The following is a 13,774-nucleotide window of genomic DNA, read 5'->3' as shown; positions in this document are numbered from 1 at the left end:
TCGTCGGCGGTAGCCGACTCTCCGAGGGACTCGCTCAGGCGAGTTCTTCGATGCGCTCGACGACGGCCTCGGCGTACTCCGTGGTGGAGAGTTTCGTGCCGCCCTCGATCTGTCGCTCGAGGTCGTACGTGACCTCGCCGGAGGAGATGGCGTCCTCGACGGCATCACGGATGAGCTGCCCGGCGTCCTCCCAGCCGATGTACTCGAAGAGGAGGCGGCCCGAGAGGATGAGCGCGGTCGGGTTCGCCTTGTCCTGACCGGCGCGCTTCGGCGCGGAGCCGTGGACCGGCTCGGCGAGACAGCGCCCCTTCCCGAAGTTCGCGCCCGGCGCGATGCCGAGGCCGCCGATCTGGGCGCCCGCGGCGTCGGAGAGGTAGTCGCCGTTGAGGTTCGGCATCGCGAGCACGTCGAACTCGTCGGTGCGCAGCTGTATCCACTGGAGCATCGCGTCGGCGAGGCGCTCCTCGACCATGACGGCGTCCTCCGGGATGTCGACCTCGTCCTGCTCCTCCCAGAGGGAGTCGGGCGCGGCGAACACCTCGTCGTCGGAGTACTCCTCGTCGGCGACCTCCATCCCCCAGGTGCCGAACTGGCCCTCGGTGAACTTCATGATGTTCCCCTTGTGGACCAGCGTCACCTTGTCGCGGTCGTTCTCGATGGCGTAGTCGATGGCCTCGCGGACGAGGCGCTTGCTCCCCTTCTCGGAGATGGGTTTGAGGCCGAGGCCGATGGGACCCTCGTGCATCACGCCGTCGAAGTCCATCTCGTCCTCGACGAAGTCTCGTACCTTCTCGGCCTCCTCGGTGCCGGCCTCCCACTCGATGCCGGCGTAGACGTCCTCGGTGTTCTCCCGGAACGTGACCATGTCCATCTCCTCGGGCGCCTTCATCGGTGACGGGACGCCGTCGAGGTAGTACGTCGGTCGGACGTTCGCGTAGAGGTCGAGGGTCTGTCGGAGTGCGACGTTGAGGCTGCGGAAGCCCGCACCGACGGGCGTCGTGAGCGGGCCCTTGATGGCGACGCGGTGCTCGCGGATGGCCTCGACCGTCTCCTCGGGGAGGTTCTCGTCGTACATCTCGCGGGCGGTCTCGCCTGCGTACACCTCCATCCACTCGACGTTGTGGCCGGTCGCCTCCGCGGCGGCGGTCAGGACCTTCTGGGCGGCCGGACCGACGTCCTTCCCGATGCCGTCTCCGTGGATGATGGGGATGATGGGGTCGGCGGGGACGTGGAGTTCGTCGTTCTCCTCGTCGTAGGTGACCTGCTCTCCCTGCTCTGGGACAGAAATCTTGTCGTGGCTCATTGTGGTTCGAAACTCGCGGGATGCGCCTAAAAGGACTGCTGTTTCCCGCGGCATCGCCAAATATTGCCAACTCCGCCGGGCCGCTCAGCGCTCCGGGGCGGGTCGCACGAAGTCCGCGAGCGTCACGAGTAGGCCGAGCAGCCAGCCGACGGGGACGGCGAGGCCGAACCACATTCCGACGTACGCGAACCCGACGAGGGTGAACCGCGAGCGCAGGAACTCGGCGACGCCGGCGACGGAGAGCGGGTTCTCGAGCAGCCACACCGCGAGGCTGTAGCTGTTCGGGAACACCCACTCGCCCAGCGACGGGGAGTACAGCGCCGCGACGACTGGCGGCAGGAACACCGCGGTGACGCCGAACGGGTACGCGAACAGCACCGTCGCCAGCCGGCCGTCCCAGCGGGCGAACGCCGTCGAGAGGGCCGCCGATATCACCGCGACGCCGCCGCCCGCGGCCACCGCGAGCACGCCCTCGTGAGAGAACTCCAGGAGGTAGACGCCGACAGTGAGCCCGCCCCAGACGATTGTGGCGACGACGACGACGCCGAGGATGCCCAGCGCGAGCGCGGTGCTGTAGAGCCGTCGGCTGTAGAACCGGACCGTGAACCCGGCGAGCACGAGCGGGTAGCCGACGGCGAGCGCCACCACGCCGAGGACGGCCCACGACCAGTACGCGAGTCGCTGGACGACCGTCGAGGGCTCCCACCGCCCGAGCGTCGGGTGCGGGTCGGCCTGGCGCGGGAACGCGACGTCCATCCAACCGACGTGGAGCCGCCCGAGGTCGGTGCGTAGCTGCGTCCAGACGCTCGGCGACGGTCCCGTCCCTCGGGGGTCGGTCCGTTGCTCCGGAGGCATCGCTGTCAGCGGGGTCGTCGCCGCGGTTGGTCCGGGAGCGAGCGCGGCAGGCTCGTCGAGCCGCTCACGGGTCGCATTGCTCGTCCTCGCCGCCTCATATCGGGTCGAGCTTGTCGTCGGCGTCCGTCACGAGGTTCGTGATCTGCTCCTCGCGACCGCTGGCCTGCTGCTCGATGTTGGACTGGGCGTCGACGGCCTGCTCCTGGAGACGGTCGATGCGGGGGACCTCCGTCACGTTCGACAGCAACACGGTCGCCGAGAGGTCTTCGGCGGCCTGCCGCGGGTCGTCGCCCGCGAGCACCTCGACGCTGTCTATCTCGGTCTCGAGCCACTGCCGGGCGCGCACGAGCCCCTTCTGGGAGAGCTCGCTCGGCGGGCCGGAGACGACGACGAGCGCTCGTTCCGCGGACGCCACCTCCGCCGGGCAGGTGAGCCGCGACTGGACCGCCCGCCGCACGAGCCCGTGGACTTTCGTCGCCGAGTTGGCGTCCTCGCTCTCACCGCCGCCCGAGCGGACGCGGCTCAACAGCCCCTGCTGGCGGCGGGTCGAGTCGTCCAGGTCGGCTTCCGCGTACGCGATGGTGCTCACGCCGCCGACGGCCAGCGTCCGGTTGATGTCGCTGGAGTCCATCGCGTTCTCCGACACCGTCGAGCCGTCGTACTCGCCGGCGGCGAGCAGGCGCACGACGCGCTTGGCAATCTCGAAGTTCGTGCGCTCGTAGCCGTCCTCGACGGTGTCACTCCCCTCCTTCCAGGCGTTGTTGTCGAAGACCATCAGGCCGTCCGTCGCCTCGGTGTACGACTGGACGGAGCGCGCGGCGTTCAGCGACGCCCGACCCCCCTCGTCGCGGCTCGGGAGGATGCCGAGGCCGTACACCGGTTCCTCGTAGCGCTCCCGGAGAATCTCTGCGAGCACCGGACCCCCGCCGCTCCCCGTGCCGCCCCCGAGGCCCCCGATGACGAGGAACGCGTCGACGTCGTGCAGCGGCACGTCGTCGAGGAACCGCGCGAGCTCGGGTTTGTCGTGCCGGGTGAGATCCGCCCCCAGTTCGGGGTCGGCGCCCGCGCCGTGCCCCTTCGAGCGCTCGTCGGTCTGGCCGATGAGCACGCGGTGGTCCTTCGGAATGTAGGAGATCTTCTTCAGGTCGATGCTCGCCGTGTTGACCACGGCCGTGAACCGGCAGAGAGACCGCCCCGTCTCGGCCTCGTACTCGACGATTCGATCCGCAATCTTGCTTCCCGCGTTCCCGAACCCGATTACTGCCAACTTCATGCGTTCTCTCGCGCCGTCTCACCGCTTTGCTATACACCGACTACCGACGGAACGAAACACGTTCCGAATCCATATACGCCGGCTAACGTCGGCGCCCTGTTGCGGCTCGCGACCGGGAAAACCGCACCACTAAGGGGCCACCACGGGCAGAGTCGGGCATGAAGGTCATCGTTCACGGCGGCGCTGGTAGCGACCCCGACGACCCGGCGCCGCGGCAGGCGACGCTGAATGCGGCGGCTAACGCCGGAGCGGCCGAAGCAGACGTGGTCGACGCCGTCGAATCCGCCGTCCGCGTGCTGGAGGATGACGTCCGGTTCAACGCCGGCACGGGCGGCGCGGTGCAGTCCGACGGCGTGATTCGGACCGACGCGGGCCTGATGACCAGCGGCAGAGAGGCCGGCGCGGTGGCGTCGATGCCGGGCGTCGAAGCGGCGGTGTCGGTGGCGCGCGCAGTGATGGAGGAGACGCCTCACGTGCTCCTGAACGGCGTCCACGCGGTCGACTTCGCGGCGGACATCGGCGTCGACGTGGAGTGCGACCTCTGGAGCGAGGACACCCGCGAGCGCTGGGACGCCCTCGACGACCACCCGGAGGGGACGCCACTGGACCACCTCGAGTGGATTCGCGACAAGTTCGGAACGACGGACCCGGGCGGGCGCGAGGAAGACGTTTCGGGCGACGACAAGGACCACGACACCGTCGGCGCGGTGGCCTACAACGGCGAGAAGTTCGCCTCGGCCACCTCCACGGGGGGACGCTGGCTCGCGCTCGCGGGCCGGGTCGGCGACGTCCCGCAGATCGGCTCCGGGTTCTACGCCGCGCCGGCGGGCGCCGCGTCCGCCACCGGCGCCGGCGAGGACATCGCGAAGACCACACTCACGCGGCGCGCGGTCCGGCACCTCGAGAACGGGCTGGGCGCCCAGGCGGCCGCCGAGCGCGCCATCGAGGAGTTCGACGAGATTACAGGCTCGTCGGCCGGCGTCATCGTATTCGACAGCGAGGGGAACGCGGGGGAGGCGTTCAACTCGTCGGCGATGCAAACGAGTGTGGCCAGGGAGTAGCGATATCGGGCGGAGCGAGCGATAGAGCGAGGCGGAACCGCGCGCCGCTCTCCCGGGACCGCGGAATACTGTTAAGCCGATGTCGCATCTTGCGAGTGAGTATGAGCGACTCCGGCCCACTCACGGCCCAGCGGGTCTCCGAACTCGTGGTGGCGAACCGAGCGATCAGAGCACCCTACTACAGTAAAGACCACGACGAGGGGGTTCGATTCACCGACCTGGATCGCGGCCTCCAGTGGGGTGCCGACGCCGTTCCAGCCTTGCTGGGTCTGTTCCGGGTCGAGGAAGACCCCCGGGACGACCACCCCGACGGCTGGGTCGGCTTCGCTCGCCACTGGCGCGGAGCGACGGTGCGACTGGACTTCGACCTGTTCGCTGGACCCGACGAGTCCGACCCGGTCCTGGTCGTGACCGCGATACGGGGCCGAGCGGGGGAGAACCCCATCGCGGACGATGAGTTCGGGGAGGTCGAACTGCCGGACCAGGTTCCGACGGAGGAGGAATGGGGGGAACGGGAGAAGCGGTACCAGGCGGCGCGGCGGAAGGACGATACCGACGGCTCGGTAGCGGTGCAAGCGTTCACCGCGGCGCTGCCGGGGTGGAAGCGAGAGGTCGCGGAGCAGTTCGACGAGATCATCCAGGACGAAGTGCCCCAGGTGCGCCGCGCCGTGAAGTACCACCAGCCGTTCTATGGCGTCGAGGACCAGGGGTGGTTCGCGTCGTTCAGCGCGTTCTCGAAGCACGTCAAACTCTCGTTCGTCTGCGACTCGTACCTCGACCCGAGGCCGCCCAGCGGGACGGGTCCGAACAGACAGGCGCTGGACGTGGAGGAGACGGACGCACTGGACGAGGAGCAGGTCGCTTCCTGGGTGCGACAAGCCGCCGACGACCCGGGAATGGGCTGGTGAGGCCAGGGCCGAGTGGCGGACGACGAGATGAGCAAGCGGTGACCGGAGTGATGGCGACCGAGACCAGCGAATCGCCGAAGCGTTCTTCTACCAGCGCGCGGTAGCCCTGTGGCAAGTCGGCACCCCCGACGGTCCCCCCATGCCCGAACGCCCCATCTACGACGGGTTCTCGAAGGCGTCGCTGCTCGACCCGGAACAGCTCCGCGACCGGACGGACGTGTTGTTCCGGGAGGAGACGCAGGTTGTGAACGACGTGGCGGCGTTCAACGGCCACGAGACGTGGGTCGGCACGGTCGCCGTGGGCGTGCTGGACGACGACGGCCGGGTTCTCCTCCTGAACGCGCCCCAGGGGTGGGCGCTCCCGGCGAGTCCCGTGAAGGCGGGCGACGACTGGGCGGCGGTCGCCCGGCGCTGGGTCGCCCAGAAGACCGGGCTGGCGGTCGACATCGAGCGCCCCGAGCGCGTCAGTCGCACCAGCTACCGACTCGCGGGGTCCTCGACGCGACAGACGACGGGGTACGACGTGGTGTTCCGGGCGGCACCACTCGACGAGGAGACGCCGATGGACCACCTCAACGCGAAGCGCGCCACGGAGGCCGGCGACGAGTGGGCCGACGCCTGGTTCGACAGCGTCCCGGAAGGGGTCGCCGAGGACGCGTTCCGCGCAGACGTCGAGGCGTTCGTCGGGGAGTAAGGGCGCGTCCGCCGCGCAATCCCGCAACCTCTTTCCCCCGGTCGGGCGAAGTGGCGTGACATGGCAGACAGCGTCGAAGTCGGCTCCGAGGCGTACGAGCAGTACGTCGAGGCCGGCGAGATTCTCACCGACGTACTGGACGCGGCGGCCGACCGCATCGAGGTCGGCGCCACGCAACTCGCGGTCGCGGAGTTCGCCGAGGAGCGCATCCACGAACTCGGCGGCGAGCCGGCGTTCCCCGTCAACATCAGCGTCGACGAGGAGGCGAGCCACGCCGCGCCGGGCGCCGACGACGAGACGGAGTTCGGCGAGGAGATGGTCTGTCTCGACGTCGGCGTCCACGTCGACGGCCACATCGCGGACGCCGCGACCACCGTCGACCTCTCCGGCAACCCGGACCTCGTGGACGCCGCAGAGGAGGCCCTCGACGCGGCCGTCGACGCCGTCGAACCGGGCGCACACACCGGTCAGATCGGCGCCGAGATTCAGGACGTCATCGAGGGGTACGGCTACAACCCCGTGTTCAACCTCACGGGACACGGCGTGGACGTCTACGACGCTCACACTGGGCCGAGCGTCCCCAACCGCGCGGTCGAGAGCGGCGTCGAACTCCAGGTCGGCGACGTGCTCGCCATCGAACCGTTCGCCACCACGGGCACCGGGAAGGTCTCCGAGGGGACGGACACCGAGATCTACGAGGTCGTCGGCGAGGGGTCGGTCCGCGACCGGCGCGCCCGCCAGTTGCTGGAGGACCTCGAGCAGTTCGACGGCCTCCCGTTCGCGGCCCGCTGGCTGGACTCGTCGCGCGCCGAGATGAGCCTCCGGCGACTCGAGATGGCGGACATCGTGCGCTCGTACCCCGTGCTGAAAGAGGACGAGGGGGAACTCGTGAGCCAGGACGAGCACACGGTCATCGTCACCGAGGACGGCTGCGAGATAACGACGAACTGACGGCCGCGGCGCTGTGCGGTCGGTCGACTCGTGAGCGCGAGGGTCGCGCTCTACGCGTCGTTCATGCGCTGGCTCGTCTCCTCGCCGCAGGCGTGGCAGGTGACGACCCGGTACGGCTCGCGTGAGTTCGCCGCGTGCTCGGCCTGCTCGTTCTCCGTGCGAACCTCGACGCGGACATCGTGTGCCGTCTCCCGCCCGCAGTGCTCGCACTGTTCGGTCCGTCCGTCTGTGCGCGGTATCTTGCTGGCCATCGGAACCACCCGGGCCTTACAACGAACTCGGGGTGTAAATAAACTTCCGCGCCGGTGAACACAACTCCTCCGGGGGTGGTCACCGAAACACTCCTGTCCCGCCGGGCCGACGCGCCTCCATGGAACAGGTGTTCGCGCCGTGGCGCATCGAGTGGGTGGAGCGCGAGGAGAAGAACGCGGACGTCGACTGCGTGTTCTGCGAGTTCCCCGCCCGCGAGGACGACCGCGAGCACCTCGTCGTCGCGCGCTCAGAGCACGCCGTCGTGATGCTCAACAACTACCCGTACAACCCGGGCCACTGCATGGTCGTCCCCCGCGAGCACACGGGTGACTACACCGACCTCTCGGAGGAGGCGCTCTTCGACCACGCTCGCCTGAAGCAGGCGACGCTCGACGCGCTGGACGCCGCCTTCGACCCCGAGGGCTACAACGCCGGCCTCAACCTCGGGGGGAACGCGGCGGGCGGCAGCATCGGCGACCACCTCCACACGCACGTCGTGCCGCGGTGGGGCGGCGACACGAACTTCATGCCCGTCATCAGCGACACGAAGGTCATCGTGGAGGCTCTCGACGACTCCTACGACCGCCTCCACGATGCGTTCGGCGACCACCCTGCGGCCGTCGAGAGCGACACGGGCGCGCCGCGCCTCGAATTCGACTGAATCGAAACTTCGAACTGGGGGGCGCGGGAAGGAGTCACTGATGGACCGCACGCGCGCTGTTCGCCGGGTCGGGGCCGTCGTGCTCGCGGCGAACCTCGGGCTGGTCGCCGCGAAGGCCGTCGCGTGGTGGCTCTCCGGGAGCATCGCGGTCGGCTCCGAAGCGATCAACAGCCTCGCGGACGTCGCCTACTCGCTGGTCGTGCTCGGCGGCCTCTACCTCACCACCCAGCCGCCGGACTTCGAACACCCCCACGGCCACGAGCGCATCGAACCGTTCGTCTCGCTGGTCGTCGCGCTCGGCGTGCTCGCGGCCGGCGTCGGCGTCATCTGGTCGGCCACTACCTCGCTGCTCTCGGGCGACTACGGCCAGCACGCCGGAACCGCCGCCGTCGTCGTGCTCGTCGGCACGGCGGTCGGGAAGTACGCGCTCTACCGCTACTGCCTCGAGGTCGCCGAGACTCACCACTCGCCGGCCATCCGCGCCACCGCGCTCGACAACCGCAACGACATCCTCACCGCGAGCGCCGCGCTCGTCGGCGTCCTCGGCTCCGCCGCCGGCTATCCCGTCCTCGACCCGGCCGCCGCCCTCCTCGTCGCCGTCGGCATCCTCTACACGGGCTACGAGATCATCCGCGACAACGTCAACTACCTCGTCGGCGCCGCGCCGCCAGACGACCTGCGCGAGGAGATTCTCCAGCGCGCGCTCGCCCACCCGAAGGTCCACGGCGCCCACGACGTCATCGCCCACTACGTTGGCCCGGAGGTGGACGTCAGCCTCCACATCGAGGTCGAGGGCGAGATGACGCTCCACGAGGTCCACGACATCGAGACGGCCATCGTCGAGGACGTGCGCTCGATTCCCGAGGTCGACGACGTGTTCGTCCACGTAGACCCGCGGGAACTCGGCGAGTGGAAAGAGGGAGAAGAGCCGGCCTAGATTGGTTCGCCGAACGCGTAGACGGTCTGATGGCCGACGATTTCGACCGTCGCGAAGTCCCCGGGTTCGAGGCCGTACTCGGGGGCGTTCTGCACAATGACCTGCCGGTAGCTGTCGTCGTAGCACTTCACGGAGTCCCCAGTGCCCTGCTCGGTGACGAGCACGCGGCGCTCTGTGCCGACCATCTCCTCGTGGGCCTCCGCGACGACGTCCATCTTGAGGTCGCTCATCGCCTTCGAGCGGTCCTTCTTCGTCTGGCCCCCCAGCCCCTTCATGTCGGCGGCGTCCGTGCCGGGGCGCTTCGAGAACCGCGTGACGTTGATCTTCTCCGGGCGGGTCTCCCGGAGGAGCGCCATCGACTGCTCGTGGTCGTGGTCGGTCTCCGTCGGGAAGCCGACGATGAAGTCCGTCGACAGCGTCCACTCCTCGAGGTAGTCGTCGAACGTCTCCACGATGTCGACGTACTGCTCGACCTCGTGCTGGCGGCGCATGTCCTCGAGGACGTCGTCGCTGCCGGACTGCACGGGCGCGTGCAGGAAGTTGTAAATCTCGTCGTGCTCGGCGAACACTTCCGCGAGTTCCTCGCGGATGCCGTGCACACCGCCGGGGTTCGCCATCCCCACGCGAACGCGGAAGTCGCCGTCTATCTCGGTGGCGATGCGGTCAAGCAGTTCGGGAAGCTTCCGGTCCCCGTTGTCCCAGCCGTAGACGCCCGTGTCCTGGCCGGTAATGCGGATCTCCTTCGCGCCGGCGTGGACCAGCGCGCGGGCCTTCTCGACGTTCTCCTCCACAGGCGGGGAGTCGACACGCCCGGTCGCCTGCTTCGTGATGCAGTACGAGCAGTTGCTCATGCAGCCGCGCGCGATGGGGAGGATGCCGATGACGCCGTCCAGTACGGGTTCGGCGCCCGGCGTCGTCGTCGGACACTCCCCGTTCGTGACTGCTTCGGGGACCTCGTCCCAGTGGAGCACCTGGGCGTCGACGTTCTCGGCCCGGAACTCCTCGCCCTGGGCCAGCGCCATGCAGCCGGTGACGATGAGGTCCGCCGTCTCGCTCTCCAGTTCCTTGGCCCGACGGAGCATGTTGCGCTCCGTCTTCTCGACGACGGTACAGGTGTTGAGGATGGCGACGTCCGCGGCGTCCGGCCCGTCGACCTGGTGGTGGCCGGCGTCGCGGAGGCGTCGCTCGATCTCGCGGCTCTCGCCGCGGTTCGAGGTGCACCCGTACGTCTCGATGTGGTAGCGGGCCATGCGTCGGTCCAGCGTTGGCGGCCCGCGAGGAAAAGTCGTGCGATACGACCCCGAGTCCACCCGCAGCAGCCCCTCGTTCGCTCGTAGCGATACGGTGAAGGGACCGCCACCGCAAGGTTCCTGCGTGTCTCGGGTCCCGCGCCTCACTCGTGCGGAAGCCGCGGTGTTCACCGCGGGCGCCGCCAGCATGGGGCTTGAGCTGCTCGCGGGTCGGCTCGTCACGCCGACGTTCGGGGGCAGCATCTACGTCTGGGGGAGCGTCATCGGCGTCTTCCTCACCGCACTCAGTGTCGGCTACGCCGTCGGCGGAAGAACTGCGAGGTACGCGTCGCCCGCGTTGCTAGTCTCCGTTCTCGCGGCGTCCGCCGCCTTCGCCGCCGCCGTCGTGGTCGGCGGCGAGGCCGTCGTGGAGCTCTCCGCGACGCTGCCGATTCCGACGCGCTACGCCGCGGTCCCCTCGGTCGTCCTCCTCTTCGGCCCGCTGACGTTCCTCGTGGGGCTGGTGAGCCCGTACGGCGCGGAGCTCTCGGCCGCCGAGAGCAGGGGTGCGGCGTCCGGCCGCGTCTACGCACTCGGCACTATCGGTAGCATCATCGGCACGTTCGGGACGACGTTCGTCCTCATCCCGGCGCTCGACGTGACTGTCATTGCGGCGCTGTTCGGTGGGCTACTGCTGGTCGCCGCGCTGCTGGTCGCCGAGCCCACGCCGCGGGCCGTCGGCAAACTCGGCGTGACCGCGCTCGTGTTGCTCTCGGCCACCGTCGTCGGCGTCTACGGCGTGAACGTCGGCGAGGACACCCTCTATCAGGACCAGACGGCCTACTCCGAACTCCGCGTCGGGGAGGACGACGGGGTGCGCACGCTCTTCCTCGACGGCGTCCGCCACTCGGCGATGTACACGGACGACCGCGACGGCTACGTCTTCGAGTACAGCAAGTACGCCCACGTCCCGATGCTGTGGCAGGACGACGTCGACCGGGTGCTGTTCGTCGGGGGCGGCGGCTTCTCCGGCCCGAAGCGGTTCGCCAAGGAGTACGACGTCACCGTCGACGTCGTGGAGATAGACCCCGGCGTCGTCCACGCCGCTCGCGAGTACTTCGAGGTCAGCGAGGGGCCACAGTTCAACATTCACGTCGAGGACGGGCGCCGGTTCCTCGAGGAGACGAACCACACGTACGACCTCGTCGTCCTCGACGCCTACCAGCGCGACGCCGTCCCCTTCCACCTCACCACCGTCGAGTTCATGGAACTCGCCGCGTCGAAACTCGACGACGACGGCGCGCTGGTCGCCAACGTCATCAGCGCGCGTTCGGGGACGGGGTCGGCGTTCTTCCGCGCCGAACTGAAGACGATACACCGCGCGTTCCCCCACGTCTACGCGTTCCCGACGAGCGACACCCGCGCCCTCCAGAACATCGAAATCGTCGCGACGAAGGGCCAGCCCTGGTCCCAGGCGGGACTCGCGGCGCTCGCCGAGGACCGCGACGTGGGCGTCGACCTGACCGGCGCCGTCACGCAGTACACCCACCCCAGCGAGGTCGAGACGAGCGACGTGCCCGTTCTCACCGACGACCACGCGCCCGTCGACGCGCTCCTGCAGGGCCAGACGGGAAAGCGCTATGTCGTGCTCCAGAACAACTCCACGTCGACGCAGGCGCTGCGGCCGGTGGCGTAGGTCCCGCGAGTGGCTACCGTAACTGCTACCATTCGCCCCGCCGAACCGCCGGCGATGCCCTCCAGACGACGATTCCTCGAGACGGCGGCGGTCGCCGGTAGCGCCGGGCTCGCCGGCTGTAGCTCGCTCCCGTTCGTCGGCGGTGGCGGCGGTGGGACCGTCGAACTTCGCGACGCCTACCCGGGGGCCGCGTCCCCCGACGCCGGGTGGCCTGGCGCGCGCCGGGATAGCGCGAACACCGCGTGCGTCCCCGACGCCGCCACGCTCTCGGAGCCGAGCGTGGAGTGGCGCTCACCGCCCGTCCCCATCCAGAACGCGGTGTTCGCCCGCCGGCTGACGGTCGCCGGTGCCTCCGTCCTCACGGGCGGCCAGTCGCTCGTCGCCTACGACGTGGTCTCCGGCGACCGCCTCTGGACGCAGGAGGCGGCGTTCCCCGCACGGAATGCCGTCCCGGTTGCGGACGACGTCGCCTGGACTCCCGCGCCGGACGGCGACCCGGGTGTGGTCGGCGTCGACGTGGCGAGTGGCGACGTGACCTCGCGCGTCACGCTGCCCGCACGGCCGCAGATTCCTCCCGTCAATGGGTCCGGAGAGTACGGTACGACCGCGGTCGTCCCCGCGGCCCCCGGGCTGGTCGGGTTCGACCCCGAGACCGGCGAGACAGCCTGGACGCGCCGCGTCTTCGGGCACGTCCGCTGGTCGCCTGCGGTCCTCCCGGAACTCATCGCGGCGACGACGACTACCGGGGAACTGTACGCGTACTCGCGGCACGGAACGCCGACGTGGCGCGTGAACCCTGACGCCGGTGTCCGGACCCAGCCCGTGGTGGGGAGCCGGCGCGTGTACGCCACGACCGCCGGGAGCGTGACGGCCTTCAACAACGCGGACGGCAGCCGGGACTGGCGGGCGAGCGACGTTCCGGGCGTGACGTCCCGGACGCTCGCGCTCGGCGGGAAGCGGCTGTTCGGCGCGTACGACCGACTGTGGGCGCTCTCGACGGCGACGGGAGAACGCGCCTGGGAGCGTCCCCTTCCGTCGTCGGCGACCGGACTGGCGGTCGGCGGGGACAACGTCTACGTCGCCGCGGGCACGCAACTGCTCGCGTTCTCGCGGGACGGCAGCGAGCGGTGGACGCTCGACCTCGGCGGCGAGGTCGGCGCCACGGTCGCCGTCACCGAGACCCGGCTGTACACGTTCGTCACGGACGACCAGGACCGCCCTCGGATCGTCGCGCTCGCCTAGCCGTCGTAGCTGTCGACGATGGCGACGCCGGAGGAGGCGCCGATGCGGACCGCGCCCGCGTCGAACATCGCTTGCGCCTGCTCGTAGTTCCCGACGCCGCCGCTGGCCTTCACCGGGAGGTAGTCGCTCATCAGTTCGACGTCCGGCACCTCGGCGCCGCCGTCGGCGAACCCCGTCGACGTCTTCACCATGTCAGCGCCCGCGTCCTCTGCGGCCTCGCAGGCCGCGTGCTTCTCGTCGTCGTCGAGCAGCGCCGTCTCGATGATGACCTTCACGGGGAGCGGCGTGGCGTCCACGACCGCTTCGAGGTCCTCGCGGACGGCGTCGTGCTCGCCTGTCTGCAGGCGGCCGACGTTGACGACGACGTCGAGTTCGTCGGCGCCGTCCTCGTGGGCGAGGCTGGCCTCCGCGGCCTTCGCCTCGGTCGCGTTCTGGCCGTGCGGGAAGCCGATGACGGTGGCTACCGTCAGGTCCTCGGGTGCGTAGTCGCGGGCGTCGGCAACGTAGCACGGTGGGATGCAGACGTTCATCCCGTACTCGACGGCCTCGTCGACGACGCGCTCGACGTCGCCGGGCGTCGTCTCCGGCCCGAGGACCGTGTGGTCGATGCTGGCGGCAAGTTCCTCGCGGTTCATGTTCACCAGGTTGCGGGGCCAGGTCAAAAGTTGGGTGGTGCTAGTTCACGAGCAGTGGGCCTCCTCCAGAGGATTGT

General features: G+C 69.6%; 14 protein-coding genes. 8 read left to right on the top strand and 6 right to left on the bottom strand.

Translation table 11 applies throughout. The annotated features are described in order from the left end of the window. Positions 1–34: 34 nt before the first annotated feature. From HALDL1_14385 to HALDL1_14375, 3 genes are all read right to left on the bottom strand, one after another. The gene (locus tag HALDL1_14385) at positions 35–1,303 is read right to left on the bottom strand and encodes an isocitrate dehydrogenase (GenBank protein AHG04647.1); all 1,269 of its coding nucleotides are present in this window, start codon (positions 1,301–1,303) and stop codon (positions 35–37) included. Positions 1,304–1,387: 84 nt separating this feature from the next. After that, positions 1,388–2,059 (bottom strand): hypothetical protein, encoded by a 672-nt coding sequence (locus HALDL1_14380; GenBank protein ID AHG04646.1) that lies wholly within the window; start codon positions 2,057–2,059, stop codon positions 1,388–1,390. 193 nt (positions 2,060–2,252) lie between these two features. Further along, a complete protein-coding gene (locus HALDL1_14375; GenBank protein AHG04645.1) occupies positions 2,253–3,431 on the bottom strand; it encodes a cell division protein in 1,179 nt (392 codons plus the stop codon). A 158-nt stretch (positions 3,432–3,589) separates the two neighbouring features. On the opposite strand from HALDL1_14375, the gene HALDL1_14370 reads away from it, so the two are divergent. The 4 genes from HALDL1_14370 (at position 3,590) to HALDL1_14355 (ending at position 7,045) form a co-directional block, all read left to right on the top strand. Further along, entirely contained in the window at positions 3,590–4,492 is a 903-nt protein-coding gene (locus HALDL1_14370) for an asparaginase (GenBank protein AHG04644.1), read from the top strand. 101 nt (positions 4,493–4,593) lie between these two features. Then, a complete protein-coding gene (locus tag HALDL1_14365) occupies positions 4,594–5,400 on the top strand; it encodes a histidine kinase (GenBank protein ID AHG04643.1) in 807 nt (268 codons plus the stop codon). Between the two features lie 139 nt (positions 5,401–5,539). Further along, positions 5,540–6,094, top strand: coding sequence for a hypothetical protein (locus HALDL1_14360; protein AHG05382.1), 555 nt, complete (start codon positions 5,540–5,542; stop codon positions 6,092–6,094). Positions 6,095–6,154: 60 nt separating this feature from the next. After that, positions 6,155–7,045 carry a methionine aminopeptidase gene (locus tag HALDL1_14355; GenBank protein AHG04642.1) on the top strand — a complete coding sequence of 297 codons (891 nt, stop codon included), beginning with the start codon at positions 6,155–6,157 and terminating at the stop codon, positions 7,043–7,045. Between the two features lie 50 nt (positions 7,046–7,095). On the opposite strand, the gene HALDL1_14350 is transcribed toward HALDL1_14355, so the two are convergent. Beyond that, a complete protein-coding gene (locus HALDL1_14350) occupies positions 7,096–7,296 on the bottom strand; it encodes a hypothetical protein (protein AHG04641.1) in 201 nt (66 codons plus the stop codon). A 119-nt stretch (positions 7,297–7,415) separates the two neighbouring features. Between HALDL1_14350 and HALDL1_14345 the strand changes: the two genes are divergently transcribed. Next, positions 7,416–7,958 (top strand): HIT family hydrolase, encoded by a 543-nt coding sequence (locus HALDL1_14345; GenBank protein AHG04640.1) that lies wholly within the window; start codon positions 7,416–7,418, stop codon positions 7,956–7,958. 40 nt (positions 7,959–7,998) lie between these two features. Then, positions 7,999–8,895, top strand: coding sequence for a cation transporter (locus HALDL1_14340; GenBank protein ID AHG04639.1), 897 nt, complete (start codon positions 7,999–8,001; stop codon positions 8,893–8,895). On the opposite strand, the gene HALDL1_14335 is transcribed toward HALDL1_14340, so the two are convergent. Then, complete coding sequence (locus HALDL1_14335; GenBank protein ID AHG04638.1) at positions 8,892–10,145, bottom strand: tRNA modifying enzyme; 1,254 nt, start codon at positions 10,143–10,145, stop codon at positions 8,892–8,894. The two genes, HALDL1_14340 and HALDL1_14335, sit on opposite strands and share 4 nt — an antisense overlap. Positions 10,146–10,269: 124 nt before the next feature. Here HALDL1_14335 and HALDL1_14330 point away from each other — a divergent pair, with 124 nt between their 5' ends. Next, positions 10,270–11,820, top strand: a complete 1,551-nt coding sequence (locus tag HALDL1_14330; protein AHG04637.1) for a spermine synthase — start codon at positions 10,270–10,272, stop codon at positions 11,818–11,820. A 54-nt stretch (positions 11,821–11,874) separates the two neighbouring features. Further along, a complete protein-coding gene (locus HALDL1_14325; protein AHG05381.1) occupies positions 11,875–13,062 on the top strand; it encodes a hypothetical protein in 1,188 nt (395 codons plus the stop codon). Here the strand turns inward: HALDL1_14325 and HALDL1_14320 are convergent. Beyond that, on the bottom strand, positions 13,059–13,697 hold the full coding sequence (locus tag HALDL1_14320; protein ID AHG04636.1) for a deoxyribose-phosphate aldolase: 639 nt from the start codon (positions 13,695–13,697) through the stop codon (positions 13,059–13,061). The genes HALDL1_14325 and HALDL1_14320 overlap by 4 nt on opposite strands. Between the last annotated feature and the right edge of the window lie 77 nt (positions 13,698–13,774).

Origin of the sequence: Halobacterium sp. DL1 (assembly GCA_000230955.3) — an archaeon.
Lineage (GTDB): Archaea > Halobacteriota > Halobacteria > Halobacteriales > Halobacteriaceae > Halobacterium.
Note: the sequence above shows the minus strand (reverse complement) of the source record. Positions and strands in the feature narration are given on the sequence as shown.

Coding starts and splice junctions, on each gene's coding strand:
- HALDL1_14355 (AHG04642.1), top strand. CDS start 6,155: ATGGCAGACAGCGTCGAAGTCGGCTCCGAGGCGTACGAGCAGTACGTC.
- HALDL1_14350 (AHG04641.1), bottom strand. CDS start 7,296: ATGGCCAGCAAGATACCGCGCACAGACGGACGGACCGAACAGTGCGAG.
- HALDL1_14325 (AHG05381.1), top strand. CDS start 11,875: ATGCCCTCCAGACGACGATTCCTCGAGACGGCGGCGGTCGCCGGTAGC.
- HALDL1_14320 (AHG04636.1), bottom strand. CDS start 13,697: ATGAACCGCGAGGAACTTGCCGCCAGCATCGACCACACGGTCCTCGGG.
- HALDL1_14385 (AHG04647.1), bottom strand. CDS start 1,303: ATGAGCCACGACAAGATTTCTGTCCCAGAGCAGGGAGAGCAGGTCACC.
- HALDL1_14365 (AHG04643.1), top strand. CDS start 4,594: ATGAGCGACTCCGGCCCACTCACGGCCCAGCGGGTCTCCGAACTCGTG.
- HALDL1_14335 (AHG04638.1), bottom strand. CDS start 10,145: ATGGCCCGCTACCACATCGAGACGTACGGGTGCACCTCGAACCGCGGC.
- HALDL1_14380 (AHG04646.1), bottom strand. CDS start 2,059: ATGGACGTCGCGTTCCCGCGCCAGGCCGACCCGCACCCGACGCTCGGG.
- HALDL1_14340 (AHG04639.1), top strand. CDS start 7,999: ATGGACCGCACGCGCGCTGTTCGCCGGGTCGGGGCCGTCGTGCTCGCG.
- HALDL1_14360 (AHG05382.1), top strand. CDS start 5,540: ATGCCCGAACGCCCCATCTACGACGGGTTCTCGAAGGCGTCGCTGCTC.
- HALDL1_14375 (AHG04645.1), bottom strand. CDS start 3,431: ATGAAGTTGGCAGTAATCGGGTTCGGGAACGCGGGAAGCAAGATTGCG.
- HALDL1_14370 (AHG04644.1), top strand. CDS start 3,590: ATGAAGGTCATCGTTCACGGCGGCGCTGGTAGCGACCCCGACGACCCG.
- HALDL1_14345 (AHG04640.1), top strand. CDS start 7,416: ATGGAACAGGTGTTCGCGCCGTGGCGCATCGAGTGGGTGGAGCGCGAG.